The sequence below is a fragment of the Deltaproteobacteria bacterium genome (assembly GCA_005879535.1).
Classification (GTDB): Bacteria; Myxococcota; Myxococcia; order Myxococcales; family 40CM-4-68-19; genus 40CM-4-68-19.
The window spans coordinates 58,246-76,884 of record VBKI01000053.1 but is presented as its reverse complement, the minus strand read 5'-3'; the positions used below and the strand labels follow the sequence as shown (position 1 = coordinate 76,884).

Genomic DNA, 18,639 nt, shown 5'->3' with positions numbered 1-18,639 from the left:
CACCATGACGTCGCAGCACGAGACCCGGGTGCTTCTCGTGGGTGACTACCCGCCGCCGAACGGCGGGGTAGCCACGCATGTGGAAGAACTTTTCCGTGCGGTCCGCGGTCGGGGCGGCGTCTGTGAAGTGCTGGACATCGGCAAGGGACAGCTTCCGGCGGCGGGAGTGATCCCGGCGGGCAGCGTTCCCCGATTCTCCGCGCTGCTCGGGTCGTATGCGGCGCGGGGCTTCCGGATCCATGTCCACACCAGCGGGAGCAATCCCAAATCCTGGATGCTCGCGCAGGCTTGCGCGGCGGCCGGACGCGTTTCCGGCGGCGCGCTGATCACGCTCCACTCCGGCCTTGGCCCGGCCTGGCTGCTGGCGAAGCGGTCCCGCCGGACGATGGCAAAGGCGGTGCTGGCCCAGTTCGCGCGGGTGATCGCGGTCAGCGGCGAAATCCGCGACGCGCTCGTGCAGTGCGGCGTCGCTGGCGTCGACGTCGTGCCCGCCTTCTCGCACGAGTTCATCAAGCCCGGGCCCCCGCCGGAGGCGCTCGCCACGCTGCGCGCAGGGGCGTCGCCACTCTACTGCGCGATGATCGCTCCCCGTCCCGAGTACGGCCAGGGAATCCTGCTGCGCGCATTCGCCGACGTGCGGGTGAAGATTCCCGCCGCCGCGCTGGCGCTGTACGGCCCCGGAAGCGATTCGGTCCGCGAGGACGGAGTGCATCCCTTCGGCGAGCTCCATCGGTCGCAGGCGCTCGCGGTGATGGCGGCGTGCGACATCTTCGTGCGGCCCACGCTTGCGGATGGAGATTCGGTCAGCGTTCGCGAGGCGCTGGCGCTCGGGCGCAGGGTGGTGGCGACGTCCGTCGGCCATCGGCCGCCGGGAGTGCGTCTGGTGCCGCCCGGGGACGCCCGGGCGCTGGCAGATGCGCTGATCGCCTCGTCGGCCGAGCCCGCCGGCAGCCCGGAAGCGACCGGTCCCGACGGGCTGGAACGGATTCTCTCGCTCTACGGAGTCACGGCATGTGCGGCATCAGCGGCTTCGTGAACCGCGACAAGGATCGGCCCGCGGACGAGGCGCTGCTGCGCCGGATGACCGACGTCATCGCGCATCGCGGTCCCGACGGCAGCGGCCACTTCTGCACCGGCTCGGTGGGCCTGGGCCACCGCCGCCTCGCGATCATCGATCTCTCGCAGAACGGCGCGCAGCCGATGCACAACGAGGACGGCGCGGTCACCGTCACCTTCAACGGCGAGATCTACAACCACCTGCCGCTGCGCGAGGAGCTGATCGCCAAAGGTCACGTCTTCCGATCGCGCTGCGACACCGAAGTGCTGGTCCATGGGTACGAGGAGTGGGGCGACGCGTTGCCGGAACGGCTGGCCGGAATGTTCGCGTTCGCCATCTGGGACGCGCGCAGGCAGCGGCTGTTCGTTGCTCGCGACCGGCTGGGAAAGAAGCCGCTCTATTACCATCTGGGGAGCGATCGGTTCATTTTCGCATCCGAGATCAAGTCGCTGCTCTGCGACGCGAGCGTGCCCCGCGACCTCGACGACGAGGCGCTCGATCTCTACCTGAGCGCCCGCTACGTGCCGGCGCCGCTGACGATGTTCGCCGGCATCCACAAGCTGCCCCCGGCGTCCGCTGCCGTCTACGAGAACGGCGAGCTGAAGATCCGGCGCTACTGGAAGTGCCAGTTCCCCGACGAGACCGACGCGCGCAGCGAGGGCGAGCTCGCGCACGAGCTATGGAACCGGCTCAGGGACGCGACCGAGGCGCGGCTCATGTCGGACGTGCCCCTCGGCGTCTTCCTCTCCGGTGGCCTGGACTCGAGCTGCATCGCCGCGCAGCTCGTCGACCTGCGGCAGAAGCGCGGGGAGGGCGACGTGAAGTCGTTCTCGGTCGGCTACCGGGCCGATGACGGCAGCTCGGAGCTGGACCAGGCCCGCCGGGTGGCCCACGCGCTCGGCACGCGACATCGCGAAGTGCTGGTCACCGCCGAGGACTTCCACCGCTTCCTGCCGGATCTCGTCTGGTACATGGACGAGCCCATCGCGGACGCCGCCTGCGTGCCGCTGTACTATCTGTCGAAGCGGGCGCGGGAAGAGGTGGTGGTGGTCCTCTCCGGCGAAGGCGCCGACGAGGTGCTGGCCGGCTACCCCATCTACCGGACCATGCTGTGGATGGAGCAGCTCCGCGCGGCCGCTCCGCTCGCTTCGGCGGCGCTGCCGTTCATGCGGCACCCGAAGGCGCGAAAGTACCTGCGCTGGGCGACGCTGCCGCTCGAGCAGCGCTACCGCGGCGTCTCCGTCGCCTTCAGCGACGACGAGAAAGCGCGCCTCATCGGCCGCCCGGCGGCGCGGGTCAGCGAACGGCTGGTGACCCGGCTTGCCCAGGAGTGGGCGGAGACCGAGGGGCTGCCTCCGCTCGAACGGATGCTGGAGCTCGACCGGCGCATCTGGCTGCCGGACGATCTGCTCTTCAAGGCCGACAAGATGACGATGGCCACCTCGCAGGAGCTGCGGGTGCCGTTCCTCGACCACCGCCTGATCGAGTGGGCCGCGGGGCTTCCCGCGGACGTGAAGCTGCGCGGCAGGACCGGGAAGTGGCTACTGCGGCAGGCCGCGCGCGACTGGCTGCCTGCGGAGTGTACCGCTCCGGGCAAGCGCGGGTTCACGGTCCCGGTCTCGAACTGGTTCCGGCGGCAGCTCCACGGTCCTTTGCGCGATGCCTTGCTGGCCTCGGACTCTCTGGCCCGCTCGCGGTTCGGCGACAAGGCGGTCCGGCGTCTGCTCGACGATCACCAGCGCGGCAAGAGCGACCGCAAGGAAGAGCTGTATGCGCTCTGGGTGCTCGAGCTGTGGCGCAAGCGGTTCGAGGTCGGCGCGCGCTGCGCGCCGGCGCCCGCGATCCAGACGACGAAGCGAAAGGTGGAAACGGGGATGGGAGCACTTCGGGGTCGCGACATCGTCTGCTTCTCCAACGACTGGGACGGGGATCCGCTCTCCAAGATGCACGCGATGAAGATTCTCTCCAGGCAGAACCGCGTGCTTTGGGTGAACAGCATCGGCAACCGCCGCCCGACCATCTCGATGTGCGACGCGCAGCGGATGCTGAAGAAGGTGTCCGGCGCGATGCAGGGGCTTCGTGAGCGGCATCCCAACATCTGGGTGCTGACACCGCTCGCCATTCCCTTCTACGGCAGCGAGCTGGTCCGCGCCGCGAACGGAGCGCTGCTCAAGGCGCAGATCCAGCGGGCGATGCAGCATCTCGGGTTCGAGGCCCCGATCTCCTGGAGCTTCTTGCCCAGCTCGGCGCCCGTCTCGGGCACTCTCGGCGAATCCCTGGTCGTCTATCACTGCGTCGACGAGTTCAGCGCCTTCAGCGACGCGCCGGCACAGGAGATCCGCGAGCTGGAGCGCCGCCTGCTGCTCAAGTCGGACGTGGTGATCTGCTCGTCGGAGAAGCTGCGGGCCGACAAGGCGCGGGTGAACTCGAACGCTCACCTGGTGCAGCACGGCGTCGATCTGGAGCATTTCGCGAAGGCGTTCGATCCGGCCACTCCCACTCCGGACGACCTGAAAGGCGCGCCCGGGCCCGTCATCGGTTTCTGGGGCCTCATCGCCGATTGGGTCGATCTGCAGCTCATCCGCCACGTCGCGGACGCCTTTTCCGGCGGGACCGTGGTCCTGCTCGGGAATTGTGCAACCGACATGAAGCCGCTGGACGGCGCGCAGAACATCCGCGTTCTCGGCCGGAAGCGATACGCCGATCTGCCGCGGTACGCGAAGGCGTTCGACGTGGCGCTGATGCCCTTCAAGATGAACGAGCTGACTCTCGCCTCCAACCCGCTCAAGGTCCGCGAGTACCTGGCGGCCGGACTTCCCGTCGTGTCCACGCCGATCCCGGAAGTGGAACGGCTCTCCGTGTGCCGCATCGGCAAGGACGCCGACCAGGTGGTCCGGGAGATCGCGGCCGCCATTGCCGCCGGAGCGGGACCCAGCGAGGTGCGCGCGGCGCAGATGAGAAGCGAGGGTTGGGAAGCGCGCGTCGCCGAGATGCAGGAGATCGTCGCCGCGGCGCTGGTGGCTCGCAAGAAGGCGGCGTGATGGATGTCTCGTATTACGGCTATCTCGCGCAGACGATTCCGCCGCGCGAGATTGCCCGCGCGCTGGTGGTGCGCGCCCGCCGGGCCCTCTTGCGCGGACGGCCGTTCTTCTTCGACTGGCCCCCGCGCCGCCCGGCGTTCGCGCAGATGGGCCCGCGTCCCGCGGTCCTTCGCGCGCCGGCCGATGGTGACCGCACTGAGATCCTGCGCGAGGCGGAGGCGGCGTTGCGCGGGGATCTGCCGCTGTTCGGTCAGTGGAAGAGCTGCGGGTCGCCGATCGACTATCATCGCGATCCCTTCGCGCCGGGCATCGAGTACGACCCGTCGGTTCCGGGAGAGCGCGTCGACCTCTTCCAGCGCGGCGCGGACGCCAAGGTGATGTGGGAGGTCGGTCGCCTTCCGCAACTCTGGCGTTTCGCGCAGGCGTACCAGATCAGCTGCGACTTCTCGTGGGCGCAGGCCTGGGTGGAGACCGTCCGCCATTTCCGGGATACCAATCCTGCAGGGCTCGGCGTGCAGTGGGCGTGCGCGATGGAAGTCAGCCTTCGGGCGACGTCCGTGGCGCTGACGCACGGCCTGGTCCGGGACGCTGCCGATGCTCCGTTCCTGGTGGATTTTCTCGAGGAGCACTGCGCCTGGGTCGCCGGTCATCTGGAGGAGACCGGCGCAATCCGCACCAACCACTACGCCGCCGACCTGGTCGGGCTGGTCGTCGTGGGCGCGCTCTTTCCCGAGCTGCGGCGCTGGTTCGACGCGTTCGCGCCCAGGCTGTGGGAGGAGATCCCGCGGCAATGCCGCGCCGACGGGACGCACTTCGAATCGTCGACGGGATACCACCGGCTCTGCGCCGAGATGTTCCTGGCCGCGGCGCTGGCCGCGCGGGCCGCAGGTCTCTCGGCGCCGGATCGCGTCGAGCGCGCCGTTCGCGGGCTGTTCCAGAGCCTGGCTGCGATGCTCAAGCCTTCGGGCGAGATGCCACAGATCGGCGACCTCGATTCCTGCCGCGCGTTGCCGCTCGCTCCCCGCACGGCGCTGGACGCGTCGTTCGTCGCGGATGCGAGCGCGCCGGAGTGGGCGTGGATGCCGTCCGCTCAGCGATTCACTGCCGAGCGGCGCCGCGACAGCGCCGTGCTGCCCGATGCCGGATTGGCGGTCCTTCGCTCCGGCGACGCCTGGATGTGCCTGAGCGCCGGACCGAACGGGCAGGGTGGCACCGGCGGCCATGGGCACAACGACAAGAACTCGGTCGAGCTGAGCTTCGGCTCGTTCGACGTGCTGGTCGACCGCGGCACGTATGTCTACGCGCGCGACCCGCAGGAACGGAACGCGCGCCGCGGGACGGCCGGCCACAATACGGTCCAGGTCGACGGGCTCGAGCAGAACCGCATCATCCCGGGGCGCCTGTTTGCGCTTCCCGACACGGCGCGCGCGGGCATCGCCGCGATGGAGCGACGCGACGGATTCGACCTCGCGGCAGGCGAGCACCGGGGGTATGAGCGCAGCGGCATCGTCCATCGACGTGTTGCCGCCCTGCGAGAGGATTGCGCGGCGTTCGTCGACGAGCTGCGCGGGCGCGGCGAGCACGTGTTCCAGTCGCGCTGGTACGTGCCGCAAGAGAGCGTCGTCCAGCGCCGTGCCACCGCCGAGGAGAAGGAACTGCTCGCCCGCCTGGAGCGCAGCGGCCTGAGCTTCGGCTACGACCTGGAGAGGTGCGTGGAGGTTGCCGGCAAGGCGCTGTTTGCGTTCGGCGCCACCCTTCCTTGGGACCTGAGTCTTTTATCCAGCGACGTATCGCCCGGGTATGCCGAGAAGAAGCCCGCCCGGTGCATCCGGATCGACGCGGCGGGAACCGCGCCGGCTCGTCTGTTCACCGCCGTGCTCTTTCTGCGTAAACGCTGAGCGATGGCTAGCTTGCCCGCCTCGGGGAGGGGAAATGCTCCAGGTCAAAGAGCCGACGCTGCTCGATCGCATCCTCGCGAAGGACGCGGTGGTCGGCATCTGCGGATTGGGGTACGTGGGACTGCCGCTCGCGCTCACGTTCGGTGAGAAGGGCTTCCCGGTCATCGGGTTCGACATCGACAAGCGGAAGATCGAGGCCATCGAGAAGGGCGAAAGCTACATCAAGCACATCGCCGCCGAGCGCATCGCCAGGGCAACGAGGTCGGAGAAGCCGTTCACCGTGACGATGGACTTCCGCCGGGCGGCGAAGGCCGACGCGCTGATCCTGTGCGTGCCCACGCCGCTCAACGCGAACCGCGAGCCGGACATGACGTACATCGAGAACACCGCGCGGGCCATCGGACCTTACGTGCATTCCGGCCAACTCGTCGTCCTGGAGAGCTCGACGTATCCAGGGACCACCGAAGAGGTGGTGAAGCCCATCGTCGAGAAGCTCTCCGGGCTCCGCGCCGGCATCGACTTCTTCCTCGCGTTCTCGCCGGAGCGCGAGGATCCGGGCAACCCGCATTTCAATACCGCGACCATTCCCAAGGTGGTGGGCGGGCACACGACGCAGTGCACCGAGGTGGCCTGCGCGCTGTACGCGAGCGCGATCACCAGGGTGGTCCCGGTGAAGGGCACGCGCGAGGCCGAGCTGACCAAGCTGCTCGAGAACATCTTCCGCTGCGTGAACATCGCGCTCGTCAACGAGATGAAGCTCCTCTGCGAGCGGATGAACATCGACCTCTGGGAAGTGATCGAGGCGGCGAAGACCAAGCCGTTCGGGTTCATGCCCTTCTACCCGGGCCCGGGCCTCGGCGGGCACTGCATCCCGATCGATCCGTACTACCTGACCTGGAAGGCGCGCGAGTTCGAGTTCAACACCCGGTTCATCGAGCTGGCCGGCGAGATCAACTGGCAGATGCCGCACCACGTAGTGGACCGGACGATGGACGCCCTCAACGAGCAGGGCAAGGCGCTCAAGGGCGCCCGCGTGCTGATCCTCGGCCTCGCCTACAAGAAGAACATCGACGATCTGCGCGAGAGTCCCAGCATCCGCTTGATCGAGCTGTTCCGCGAGAAGGGCGCGCACGTCAGCTACCACGATCCGTACTGCCCGAAGATGAAGGAGATGCGGCACCAGCCCAAGTACATGCTGGAGATGGAGAGCGTTCCGCTGGAGACGGCGAAGGATGCGGACGTGGTGGTGATCGCCACGGACCACGAGTGCATCGACTACGAGCAGCTCGTGCGCGACGCCACCCTGGTGATCGACACGCGGAACGCGACGAAGAACGTCACCTTCGGCAAGGACAAGGTGCGAACGGCGTAGACGCCCTTTCACTTGAAGGGCGTGGCGCGGCCCGATTCCGGGCGGGCCCGCGCCTTTTTTTCTGCCGTCACCCTCCAGACCGGGTTACAAACGCAGCATGCTGTACCTGCTGCTGGTTGCTGCCGTTGCCTTCAATCCGGATCCGAAAGACCCACGGCAGCGTCAGCTCGCCGCGATGGCGGAGGAGCTCCAGCGGGCGCACAAGAGCCTGCAGCTTCGCGGACACGATGCTCCCTACTTCCTCAGCTACGCAGTCCGCGGCATCGAGACGCAGGAGATCGGCGCCAAGTACGGAGCGGTCTTCGTCGACCGCCGGCGGCGCGACAGGCGGCTGCAGGTCGACGTGCGCGTCGGGAGCTACCAGTTCGACAACACCGGCACGCCCGAGATGTTCGAGTTCGAAGGGGCGGAGTCCGGATACTCGGCAGGGCGAGAAGCTCCTCTCGACGACGATCCCGCCGCGCTGCGCAACTCGCTCTGGCTCTTGACGGACGAGACGTACAAGAAGGCGCTCTCGGCGTTCCTGAAGAAGAAGGGCAAGCAGGTGTACCGGCCCGACGATCCGGAGACGCCGCCCAGCTTCTCCCGTGAACAGCCGCAGGTGTCGGTCGATCCGCCGGCGACGTTCTCGTTCGATCGCGCCCGCTGGAACCGGGAGCTCCGCGAGCAGACCCAGCGGCTCGGAGCGCACCCCGAGCTGTTCGACTCGCACGTGCGCGTGTCGGTGGATCACGAGGAGCGCGAGTTCGCCAGCACCGAAGGCGCGCGGCTGGTGACGGAAAGGGTGATCTACGCGCTGCACGTCCAGGCCTGGGCGCGCGCTCCCGACGGGATGCTGCTCGAGGACAGCCGCGACTTCTACGGGGCGAGCGAGATCGAGCTTCCCCGCGGGGCGGACCTTTCGAAGCGAATCGACGTGATGGTGGACGAGCTCCTGGCCTTGCGGAAGGCGCCGGTGCTCGACCCGTACACAGGTCCGGCACTGCTCGAGCCTGAGGCGGCGGGAGTGCTCTTCCACGAGGCGGTCGGGCACCGGCTCGAGGGCGAGCGCCAGAACGACGACAAGGATGGACGCACCTTCAAGGGCCAGGTGGACAAGCCGATCCTGCCGTTCTTCATCAGCGTCATCGACGATCCGACGCAGCGGGCAGCGGGTCCGGTTTCGCTCAACGGGTATTACCGCTTCGACGACCAGGGCGTTCCCGGCCAGAAGACCGTCCTCGTCGAGAAGGGCGTGCTGAGGACGTTCCTGATGTCGCGGGCACCGGTCCAGGGCGTGCCGCCGCAGTCGAACGGCCACGGGCGCTCGGCGCCGGGGCGCGATCCCGTGGCGCGGATGTCGAATCTGATCGTCGAGTCGTCGAAGGCGATGCCGTGGCCGAAACTGAAGGAAGCGCTGATCGCCGAGGCAAAGAGGCAGGAGAAGCCGTTCGGGCTGATCATCCGCGACGTCACGGGAGGAAACACCGACACCAGCGGCTACGCGTACCAGGCCTTCAAGGGGCAGCCGCGGCTCGTCTACAAGGTGGACGCGAACACGGGCGCGGAGACGCTGGTGCGCGGCGTGGAGATCGTCGGAACGCCGCTGCTATCGATCAACAAGATCATTGCGACGGGCGACGAGCAGCGCGTGTTCAACGGGTACTGCGGGGCGGAGAGCGGTTACGTCGCGGTGAGCACGGTGGCTCCGACCATCCTGGTGAGCGAGATCGAGCTGCAGCGGACGCGCAAGGACACGGGACGTCCGCCGGTGCTTCCGTCGCCCTGGGCGCGGCCGCCAGTCTCGGCGACGCGTTAGGGTCCGCCTGCTCCGGTCGCGGTCGTGAACCGGATGACCCTGGGATCGAATCCGCTCCGCAGCGCTTCGTGCTCGAAGTCGTCGAGCGCGTACCCGGTGACGGTGCGGAAAGCGTCGGAAAAGCCTGCTCCGCCGCTGACGCGCTGGAGCACCTGGCGGACCGAATCCTCCCCGGCGAGGCGCACGAGCAGGTCGAAGGCGCGGTGCGCGGCGCCGTATACCGCGTCCTTCTGCGCCCGGTAGAGCTCCGCATCCGGACGCAGCAGATCGATACCCGGGTGATTTGCCACCCATGCTGCCAGCTCCTCGGCGGAAAGGCGCCGGCGGCCCTGGTCGGCCGTGACCGAGGCCATTCCTTCGCGGAACCAGAGCGGTGGCTCTTCCGTCGCCCAAGGCGGAGAGGTTGCCGGCTGCATCAGCTGGTACATCAGGGCGTGAGTCAGCTCGTGCGTGAGCAACTCGACGACGTCGTCGTCCTGCGCCTCGCCATTCCAGCTGCGCGGGGACTGGAGCAGCACCTGGTCTCCGAATGCCCAGGCGCGCAGCCAGGGATAACCGTGCCGATCGACGGCGTCCTCCAGCGAGGCATGATCGGGCAGCAGGTGGACGTAGACGCCTTCGCGGAAGCTGCCCCAGCGGGCGACGCGGGCGCCGGCGGTGAGGAGGCCCTGCTCGATGCGCGGCACTTCGCGGGCATCCACGCCGCTGTAGAGCACCTCGAAGAGCAGGCCCGGACCCTCGACGCGGGCCGCGAGCGGACTCTCGGGAGCCGTGCTACGTCTGCCCGGCGTCGCGCAGGCGAGCAGGACCGCGGGGCCGGCGATGGCGAGGATGCGCAGGGGTCGCACGCCCGCATGGTCGCAGCGGTGGGCGGTTTCGCGCAAGGGAGGCCGGATGCGACAGGTCGTCATCACGCGGCGGGGCGGGCCGGAGGTCCTGGAGGTGCGGGAGGCGCCGGACCTGAAGCCGGCGCCCGGACAAGTTCGCATCCGCGTGCGCGCGGCGGGTGTGAACTTCGCCGACGTGATGGCGCGCGTCGGCATGTACCCCGACGCGCCGCCCTTGCCAGGTGTGCTCGGGTACGAGGTTTCGGGAGAGATCGATCTGCCGATCGACCGCGCAGGCGAGAAGGTGATCGCGCTGACGAGGTTCGGCGGGCAAAGCGAGATGGTCTGCGTGCCGGCGGGCGCGGTCATACCGATGCCTTCCGGTTTGAGCTTCGCGGAGGCGGCGTCGATTCCGGTGGTCTGGCTGACCGCCTGGCACATGCTGGTGGAGCTCGGCAATCTGCGGCGCGGCCACGTGGTGCTCATTCACGCAGCGGCGGGCGGTGTCGGGACTGCCGCGGTGCAGATCTGCAGGAAGTTCGGCGCGACCTCCATCGGAACCGCATCGTCGGGAAAGCACGAGCGGCTCCGCGAGCTCGGGCTCTCGCACGCGATCGACTACCGGAAGCTCGACTTCGAGCAGGAGGTGAAGCGCATCACCGGCGGCCGCGGCGTCGACATCGCGCTCGATCCGGTGGGTACGTTTCGCAAGAGCTTCCGCTGCCTCGCGCCGGTGGGAAGGCTGATGATGTACGGCGCGAGCGCCACTGTTTCCGGAGAGAGGCGGAACCTCTTCGCCGCGCTCGGGACGGTGCTGAAGATGCGCTGGTTCCACCCGCTGCAGCTTCTGCCGGACAACAAAGGCATCTTCGGCGTGAACATGGGGCAGCTCTGGGGCGAGACGGAGCTGCTCGCGAGGGAGATGCGGGAGGTCCTGAAGGGCTTTTCGGCCGGGGAGTTCAAGGCCATCGTCGACCAGGAAGTGCCCTTCGCCGAAGCGCGCCGCGCCCACGAACGGCTGCAGGCGAGGAAGAATTTCGGGAAAGTGGTGCTGGTGCCGTGATTCGCCGTCAGCGGGGGGTCATCGTTGCCGGTCAACCACGGGCCCGCTTTTCCCCTTCCGCGAGCGCGAGATCACTGTCCACCATCATCCTGGCGAGCTGGAGAAAATTCACGCGCGGCCGCCAGTTCAGGACCTTGCGCGCCTTGCTCGCGTCGCCAAGCAACATGTCGACCTCCCGCGGACGAAAGTAGCGCGGGTCGATCTCGACGTAGCGATGCCAGTCGAGGTCGAGCATGGAGAAGACGAGATCGAGGAACTCGCGCACGGAATGCATCTCGCCGGTCGCGATCACGTAATCGTCGGCGCGGTCGACTTGCAGCATCAGCCACATCGCCTCCACGAAATCGCCCGCGAATCCCCAGTCGCGCTTTGCCTCCAGGTTTCCGAGGTAGAGCTTGTCCTGCAGGCCGACCCGGATGCGCGTCGCGGCGCGGGTGATCTTGCGCGTGACGAAGGTCTCCCCGCGCCTCGGACTCTCGTGATTGAAAAGGATCCCGTTGGACGCGTGCATGCCATACGCTTCGCGGTAGTTCTTCGTGATGTAGAAGGAATACGCTTTCGCGCACCCGTACGGGCTGCAGGGATTGAACGGCGTCGTCTCGCGCTGGGGCGTCTCGACCGCAGCGCCATACAACTCGGAAGACGATGCCTGGTAGAAACGCGGCATGATCCCGACTTGCCGGATCGCTTCGAGCAGCCGGATGGACCCGAGCCCGGTGATCTCCGACGTATACTCGGGGATGTCGAAGCTGACGCGGACGTGGCTCTGCGCAGCGAGGTTGTACACTTCGTCGGGCTGGACGCTGCGCAGGATCGCCTGCAGAGACGAAGAGTCGTTCAGATCGCCGTAGTGGAGCCGCACTCTTGCGTCGCTCTCGTGCGGGTCGCGATAGAGATGCTCGATCCGCTCGGTGTTGAACGAGCTGGACCTGCGAATGATGCCGTGGACTTCATGGCCCTTGCCGAGCAGCAGCTCGGCGAGATAGCTGCCGTCCTGCCCGGTGATGCCGGTGATCAGCGCCTTCTTCATCGCATCCGTTCCTTCCGGTACCATTCGATCGTGCGACCGATGCCTTCGGACAAAGGTGTCGTAGCGGTGAAGCCGAAACGCTCGCGGGCACGCGACACGTCGAGCCGCCGGCGGAGCTGCCCATTCGGCCGTGACGCGTCCCAGACGATCCGCCCGGCGTAGCCAGCCGCCGCGGCCACCAGCGAGGCGAGCTCGCGGATCGAGATCTCCACGCCCGAGCCGATGTTCACCGGATCGCTGGAGTCGTATCGCTCGGCCGCGAGCAGCAGGGCTTGCGCGCAATCTTCGACGTAAAGGAATTCGCGGGTGGGAGAGCCGTCGCCCCAGAGGACGACTTCGCTCGTGCCGCTCTCTTTCGCTGCCAGGAACTTCCGGATCATCGCCGGGATGACGTGTGAGGTCTCCAGATCGAAGTTGTCGCGCGGTCCATACAGATTCACCGGGTACACCACGGTGGATCGTAGCCCGAACTGGCGCCGGTACGCATCGGACATGACCGTCAGCGACTTCTTGGCGATCCCGTAAGGCGCGTTGGTTTCCTCCGGATAGCCGTTCCACAGGTCATCCTCGCGGAAGGGCACGGGGCAGTGCTTCGGATACGCGCAGATGGTGCCCACCACCAGCACGCGCGGCACGCCGCAGACGTGCGCCTCGTGCAGGACATTCACTCCCATCATCAGATTGTCGTAGAAGAACGTGCCCGGATTCGTCCGATTTGCACCGATGCCGCCCACCCTGGCGGCGAGGTGCAGGACATGATCGGGCTGGGTCTCCCGGTACAGCCGACGCACGTTGCCCGCGTCCCGGAGGTCGAAGGCCGCGCTCCTGGGTACGAACGGGTCGGCCCCTTCGCCACGGAGCGCTTCGGTGACGAAGGATCCGAGGAATCCCGCCCCGCCGGTCACCACCACGCGCTTGTTCTTCCAGTACGTCACCGCGGCTTCATACATGGGAAGGCCGCCTCGTGCCACGAGCGTTTCGCCCTTGACAGTCGACGAAGGCGTGCCTTATCAGCAGCCGCGCATGTCCCCGCCGAGCGCAACGAGCGAATGATCGTCCTGCTGCGGAAGGGACTCGACACGCTCGTGCACGACGGGCCGGTCGCGTTCGCAGAAAAGACGCAGCAGTTCGTGCGCCGGATCGTTGCCGAGCGGCGCGGGAAGCTCTTCGGACGCAGGGAATACAGGGACGTCCTCTTCGTCAACGGATGCACGCTGCCGCATCCGACCCGGTACCGGGTGGACCACCAGATCGAGCAATTGCAATTTGCCGGTCTCTCCGCCGCCTCGGTCTTCTACAACTCGCTCGATCTCGATCTCGTCCGGTACTACCGGGCGTTCGTGTTCTTCCGCTGCCCCCATACTCCCGTCGTCGAGGAGTTCATCGCGCGGGCGAAGGCCTGCAACAAGCCCGTCTTCTTCGACATCGACGACCTGGTGATCGACGAGACGTACGTGCGCACCATCAAGTACCTGGGAACGATGACGGCTGCGGAAAAGGACCTCTACATGGACGGCGTCCAGCGGATGCGACGCACGCTTCGCCTTTGCGATGCCGCCATCACCACCACCGAGCCGCTGGCGACCGAGCTGGCCAGGTACGTTCCGGAGGTGTTCGTCAATCGGAACGTCGCCTCGGAGAAGATGGTCGCGCTGTCGAACGAGGCATTCCAGCGCCGCCGCCCGCGCGGCGACGGCAGCGTCGTGCTCGGGTATTTCAGCGGAAGCATTACCCACAACGACGACGTCAGGATGATCCTCCCCACCCTGGTGCGCATCCTGACTGACTTTCCCCAGGCACGCCTGAAGATCGTCGGGATCCTCGACCTTCCCCCCGAATTGATGCCCTTTGCGGGACGGGTGGAGGCGGAGGGATTCGTTCCCTGGACGCGGTTGCCGAGGCTGATCGCGGGCACGGACATCAACCTCGCTCCGCTGGAGGCGAGCCTCTTCAACGAAGCAAAGTCCGAGAACAAGTGGATCGAGGCTTCGCTGGTCGGAGTGCCGACGGTGGCCAGCGACACAGGGGCGGTGGCCGCGCGAACCTCGAACGGCGAGAACGCGCTCCTCTGCCGCACCGGCGAGGATTGGTACCGGGCGGTGGCGAGCCTCATCGAGTCGCCAAAGGAGCGCGAACGGATCGGCGTCGCTGCCCGGCGGTCCGTTCTGAGCGGCTCGGTGACGTCCTCCACGGCCGTGTCGTTTGCGAAGGTCATTGGCTCCAAGTTGCCGATCGGCGTGGCGTTCGTCCTCCCCTCCACCCAGGTCAGCGGTGGGGTCAACGTCGTCGTCCGCCATGCGTCGATCCTGCGGAAAAACGGAGCGGACGTCACGCTGTTCTCGATGGACGACAAGGAGCGGGCCACCGACGTTTCCGGCCTCCCGGTGATGCCGTGGCGGAAGACGCGCGTGCACGCCCGCTTCGATCGCGCGGTCGCGACGCTGTGGTCGACGGTCGACGTGGTGAACCACTCTTCGCGGTTCGCATCCCGGTATTATCTCGTGCAGAACTTCGAGACCGATTTCTACCCGTTCGGGGATCCGCGCCGGATCCTCGCGAACGCCACCTACAATTCGCTCGACCGGCTCAAGTACATCACCATCTCGCGATGGTGCCAGGGCTGGCTTGCCGAGCGCTTCAGGAAGGAAGCGGCCTACGCGCCGAACGGAATCGATCTGGCGCTGTTTGCGCGCAAGGCCCGCGACTTCTCCGGCAGGATCCGGGTGCTGGTCGAGGGGAACTCCGAGGACCACTACAAGAACGTCGACGAGAGTTTCGTGATCACCAATCAGCTCGATCCTTCCCGGTTCGAGGTGTGGTACCTCTCGTACCAGGGAGCCCCGAAGAGGTGGTACCGCGTCGACCGCTTCCTCCACAAAGTGCCGCACCACTCCGTCGCCGCGGCGTACCAGTCCTGCCACCTGCTCGTGAAGTCGAGCTTGCTCGAGAGTTTCTCGTATCCTCCGCTGGAGATGATGGCGACGGGCGGAATCGCCATCGTCGCGGCGAATGCGGGCAATGCGGAGTACCTGCGCGACCGCGAGAACTGCCTGCTCTATCAGGCGGGAAAGCCGGAGCAGGCTGTGGGATTGATCCATGAGATCTGCGGCGATGCGACGCTACGCGAGCGGATCATCGCGAGCGGCCTGGCGACCGCGGCAGCCAGGGACTGGGGCGTGCTCGAGCACGACATCCGAAAGCTCTACGACGTCTGAGCTCCTCCGGCGCGGCCTCGTGCGCACGATCGCTGCTGCTGTGCTCATTTCAATCGGTGCGGGTTGTGGCACCCCAGGATTCACCCCGCGACCCAAGCTGCGCAATCCCGACCTGATCTCCTGGACCAATGGACCTTCGTCCGCGCCTGACGGCTGGGTCCTGGGCGGGCCCGGCACGGGCACGGTCCGGACGGGTCCGGCACTTCCCGGCGGGCGAAGATTCGGCGCAATCGTCTCCGCAACGTCGGGCGACATGGCGCTCTACCAGGACGTCGACGACGCCCATCTCGCCATCGGCCACGCCTTCAAGTTCGAGGCGTGGGTGAGGGCGACGTCGCCGGGCGTCGCGCAGCTGACCATCAACGCGGGCCAGCGGCTCTTCACCTCGGGTTGGCATTCCGGAAGCGGAGGCTGGGAGCTGCTCACGTCCGCCGGCACCGTACCGCCCGGCGTGACGGCCTTGCGCTTTCACGCCTGGGCGCGCAATCGCTCAGAGGTGGAGGTGGGCGGATTCTCGCTCTGGCTCGATCCCGCTCCAGACACCGCCCTGCGTAACCTCGATCTCGCAGCCTGGTCGGGCGGCGAAGACGCGCCACCGGACGGCTGGGGGCTCGGAGGCGAGGGGTCGGGCGCGGTCCGGCGCGGCCCGCGCGGTGCCCCGGGTGCCGCCTTCGCCGCCATCGTTGCCGGAACGCGTGGCGACGTCGCCCTGTATCAGGACCTGGGCGACGCGCATCTGCTCGCGGGTCGGCGGTTCTCGTTCCAGACCTGGGTCAGGACGGAGACCGCCGAGGCCGTGCAGTTGGCGGTGAGCAGTGGATCGAGCAGGTTTTTCTCGCGCTGGCATCCAGGCGACGGCGCCTGGGAGCTGCTCATCGCCAACGGCGCCGTTCCGAAAGACGCGCGCACGCTCCGCGTCGATGCACGGGCACGGAGCGGCTCTTTGATGGAAGTCGGCGGGTCCGCTCTCTGGATCGAACCTGCACCGCATTCCGGTCGCCAATGGATTGCGCTCGGTGCCTTGGTGCTCTGCTTGGCCGTCGGTCTTCTCATCCCTACCACCCGTCGCGCTGCGTTCGACGTCTTGCGACGCGAATTGCAGCCAGCAAGCTCCGGCAGACCGCTCGACGGCGGGCGGCGATGGTTGAGTCCCGAGCGGTTCCTCCTCGTCGCCGGTTCACTCGCAGGACTGGCATTCGCGTTGCTCACGCCTCCGCTGCAGACCCCCGACGAGCCGGCTCATTTCTTTCGTGCGTTCGCCGTCTCCGAGGGCCGCGTCCTGCCGGAGATCCGGGTCATCGACGGCAGGCAGTTCGTCGGCGCCCGGATTCCAAAGAGCTTCTTGCGGATGCAGGACGCGGTGGGACTCTGGGAGCTTCCGTTTCATCCCGAGCGCAAGTTCGATCCGGACAGCCGTCTCGCTCAGCTTTCCAAACCGCTCGCTGCCGAAGATCGCGAGTTCATCGATTTTGGCGCTCCGAGCAGATACGCGCCCATCCCGTACCTGCCGCAGGCACTGGCCATCGCTGCAGGTCGCGTGGCAGGTCTGTCTCCGCTGGTGCTGCTCTATCTCGCCCGGATGGCGAACCTGCTTTGCTGGGTTGCGGGGATGTGGTTCGCAATCCGCATCGCCCCGGTCTTCAAGTGGGGCCTGGCCCTGCTCGCGCTCAGCCCGATGTCCGTCTTCCTCGCCGGATCCGCGTCTCCGGACGTCGTCACCAACTGGCTGTCCTTCGTCCTCGTAGCAGCGTTCCTGAACGCCACTTTTGGTGGAGATACGCCGCTTCGACGAGTCGAGATCGCGCGACTGGTGCTGCTCGCCTTTCTCCTGTCGCTCTGCAAGCAGGTCTACTTCGTGCTCTCGTTGATGTTGCTTCTGGTCCCGGCGAGAAAGCTGCGGGGCGTGCCGCGGCGAGCGCTACTGCTTGCGGGCCTGGTCGCCCTGCAGCTGGCAGCGACCGTCGTCTGGACTGATCTGGCGATCAAGGACCATCCGGCTTTGCACGCCGGCTCGAATCCGGCCGAACAGATGGCTCTCGTGCTCGGCGACCCGTTGCGGATGATCGGCGTATTGCTGCGCACGCATCGCGTCTACGGGAGCTTCTATCTCTCCTCTTTCGTGGGAAATCTGGGGTGGCTCGACGTCGCGCTCCCTCACTGGCTGATCGTCTCGTACCTGTTCGTGGCGCTGATCTCGTCGATCTTCTTCGGCATCCCGCGCGGCATCCTGAAGGCGTCGCACCGGCTGCTCTTGCTCGCCATCGCCGCCAGTGCCTGGTCGATGGTGCTCGGCTACCACTACCTGATCTGGACCAAGGTAGGCGCCCCGGTCATCGACGGAGGGATGGGCAGGTACCTGATTCCCCTCTCGCCGCTGGCGTTCCTGGCGATCGCCGGGGGATCGGTGGGCTCCAGCGGCGAACCGATCAAGCTCCGGCTCGCGGCGTTCCTCTCGCTGGTGCTGGGGAGCGCCCTCTTCTACACCGTTCAACGGTACTACGCGTGAGGAAGCGTGCAGAGCAGATCGACGTAGCCGCGCTCCGCGATGATCCGGGCGAGGGTAACCGGATCCGCCGGCAGGAGCTCTCCATCGCCGCGCAGGATGCTGATCGCGTATCCGCGGCCCGAGAAGAACGCAGGCAGCGTGGCCGGCTCGTCTCCGATCTCCTTGATCGCCGCCGGACAATACTCCACCGCGATGACCAGGTCGGGGTTGCGGCTCATCGTCGCGACCATTCCCCTGCACACGGCGAGCTCGTAGCCCTGCACGTCGATCTTGACGAACTTGATCGGTCCGCCAATCCGACGCTGCTCGAGGAATCCGTCGACGCTCACCATCGGGAGCCGGATCGTCCTCTTCACGGGTAATCCGGAGGCCCGCAGCGCGTCGGTGGCGATGCGGTGATCGGCGTGGTGCGCCTCGTTGCACCAGAGCTCCACCTCGCCTTCCTTCTCGCCGGCGGCAAGCCGTACCGGAACCACCACGCCTTTCATGTTCCGTCGGGCGACGGTTCGCTCGAGGTCCTCGAAGTTCCGGGCCTCGGGCTCGAACGCGTACACCTGGAAACCGGGGGAGACGGCCCGGGCAAAGACCGTCGCCGTGTAGCCGACGTTCGCTCCGACGTCGATGATGTGTCCGCCGGCGAAGAGATCGGGTCGCTTGCGCACCAGCGACGCGAACGCGTCTTCGATGAGGCGCTTGTACGCGAAGTACGAGCGGACGAACAGGCCGCGCGCCGCGGCGCTTCGGAACACGCCCCATCGATTGGCGCGCCCGTAGGCGGAGACAAGCGCGGAGACCAGTGTCGAGCTGAGGCTCATGCAGGTCTCGAATGGGG

Annotated in this window: 12 protein-coding genes; 8 read left to right on the top strand and 4 right to left on the bottom strand. The window is 67.2% G+C overall.

Annotated elements, in window-relative coordinates:
* The first annotated feature begins 4 nt into the window (after window positions 1-4).
* The 5 genes from E6J58_07485 (at window position 5) to E6J58_07465 (ending at window position 9,166) form a co-directional block, all read left to right on the top strand.
* Window positions 5-1,036 (top strand): glycosyltransferase family 4 protein, encoded by a 1,032-nt coding sequence (locus tag E6J58_07485; protein TMB39253.1) that lies wholly within the window; start codon window positions 5-7, stop codon window positions 1,034-1,036.
* Window positions 1,012-4,098 carry an asparagine synthase (glutamine-hydrolyzing) gene (gene asnB, locus E6J58_07480; protein TMB39252.1) on the top strand — a complete coding sequence of 1,029 codons (3,087 nt, stop codon included), beginning with the start codon at window positions 1,012-1,014 and terminating at the stop codon, window positions 4,096-4,098. The genes E6J58_07485 and asnB overlap by 25 nt, the downstream gene beginning before the upstream one ends.
* Window positions 4,095-5,996: a hypothetical protein gene (locus tag E6J58_07475; GenBank protein ID TMB39251.1), complete on the top strand. Its 1,902-nt coding sequence runs from the start codon at window positions 4,095-4,097 to the stop codon at window positions 5,994-5,996. Before asnB ends, E6J58_07475 begins: the two co-directional genes overlap by 4 nt.
* A gap of 34 nt (window positions 5,997-6,030) precedes the next feature.
* Window positions 6,031-7,368 (top strand): nucleotide sugar dehydrogenase, encoded by a 1,338-nt coding sequence (locus E6J58_07470; GenBank protein ID TMB39250.1) that lies wholly within the window; start codon window positions 6,031-6,033, stop codon window positions 7,366-7,368.
* Window positions 7,369-7,465: 97 nt separating this feature from the next.
* Window positions 7,466-9,166, top strand: a complete 1,701-nt coding sequence (locus E6J58_07465) for a TldD/PmbA family protein (GenBank protein ID TMB39249.1) — start codon at window positions 7,466-7,468, stop codon at window positions 9,164-9,166.
* Here E6J58_07465 and E6J58_07460 read toward each other — a convergent pair.
* Window positions 9,163-10,014 carry a hypothetical protein gene (locus E6J58_07460; protein TMB39248.1) on the bottom strand — a complete coding sequence of 284 codons (852 nt, stop codon included), beginning with the start codon at window positions 10,012-10,014 and terminating at the stop codon, window positions 9,163-9,165. The two genes, E6J58_07465 and E6J58_07460, sit on opposite strands and share 4 nt — an antisense overlap.
* Window positions 10,015-10,060: 46 nt before the next feature.
* Here E6J58_07460 and E6J58_07455 point away from each other — a divergent pair, with 46 nt between their 5' ends.
* The gene (locus E6J58_07455; protein ID TMB39247.1) at window positions 10,061-11,056 is read left to right on the top strand and encodes a zinc-binding dehydrogenase; all 996 of its coding nucleotides are present in this window, start codon (window positions 10,061-10,063) and stop codon (window positions 11,054-11,056) included.
* Between the two features lie 31 nt (window positions 11,057-11,087).
* On the opposite strand, the gene gmd is transcribed toward E6J58_07455, so the two are convergent.
* Window positions 11,088-12,086, bottom strand: coding sequence for a GDP-mannose 4,6-dehydratase (gene gmd, locus E6J58_07450; GenBank protein TMB39246.1), 999 nt, complete (start codon window positions 12,084-12,086; stop codon window positions 11,088-11,090).
* Window positions 12,083-13,036 (bottom strand): GDP-L-fucose synthase, encoded by a 954-nt coding sequence (locus tag E6J58_07445; GenBank protein ID TMB39245.1) that lies wholly within the window; start codon window positions 13,034-13,036, stop codon window positions 12,083-12,085. The genes gmd and E6J58_07445 overlap by 4 nt, the downstream gene beginning before the upstream one ends.
* 99 nt (window positions 13,037-13,135) lie before the next feature.
* On the opposite strand from E6J58_07445, the gene E6J58_07440 reads away from it, so the two are divergent.
* Window positions 13,136-15,301, top strand: coding sequence for a glycosyltransferase (locus tag E6J58_07440; GenBank protein TMB39244.1), 2,166 nt, complete (start codon window positions 13,136-13,138; stop codon window positions 15,299-15,301).
* Complete coding sequence (locus E6J58_07435; protein ID TMB39243.1) at window positions 15,183-17,807, top strand: DUF2142 domain-containing protein; 2,625 nt, start codon at window positions 15,183-15,185, stop codon at window positions 17,805-17,807. The genes E6J58_07440 and E6J58_07435 overlap by 119 nt, the downstream gene beginning before the upstream one ends.
* Here the strand turns inward: E6J58_07435 and E6J58_07430 are convergent.
* Complete coding sequence (locus E6J58_07430) at window positions 17,798-18,622, bottom strand: FkbM family methyltransferase (protein TMB39242.1); 825 nt, start codon at window positions 18,620-18,622, stop codon at window positions 17,798-17,800. The genes E6J58_07435 and E6J58_07430 overlap by 10 nt on opposite strands.
* Window positions 18,623-18,639 lie beyond the last annotated feature (17 nt).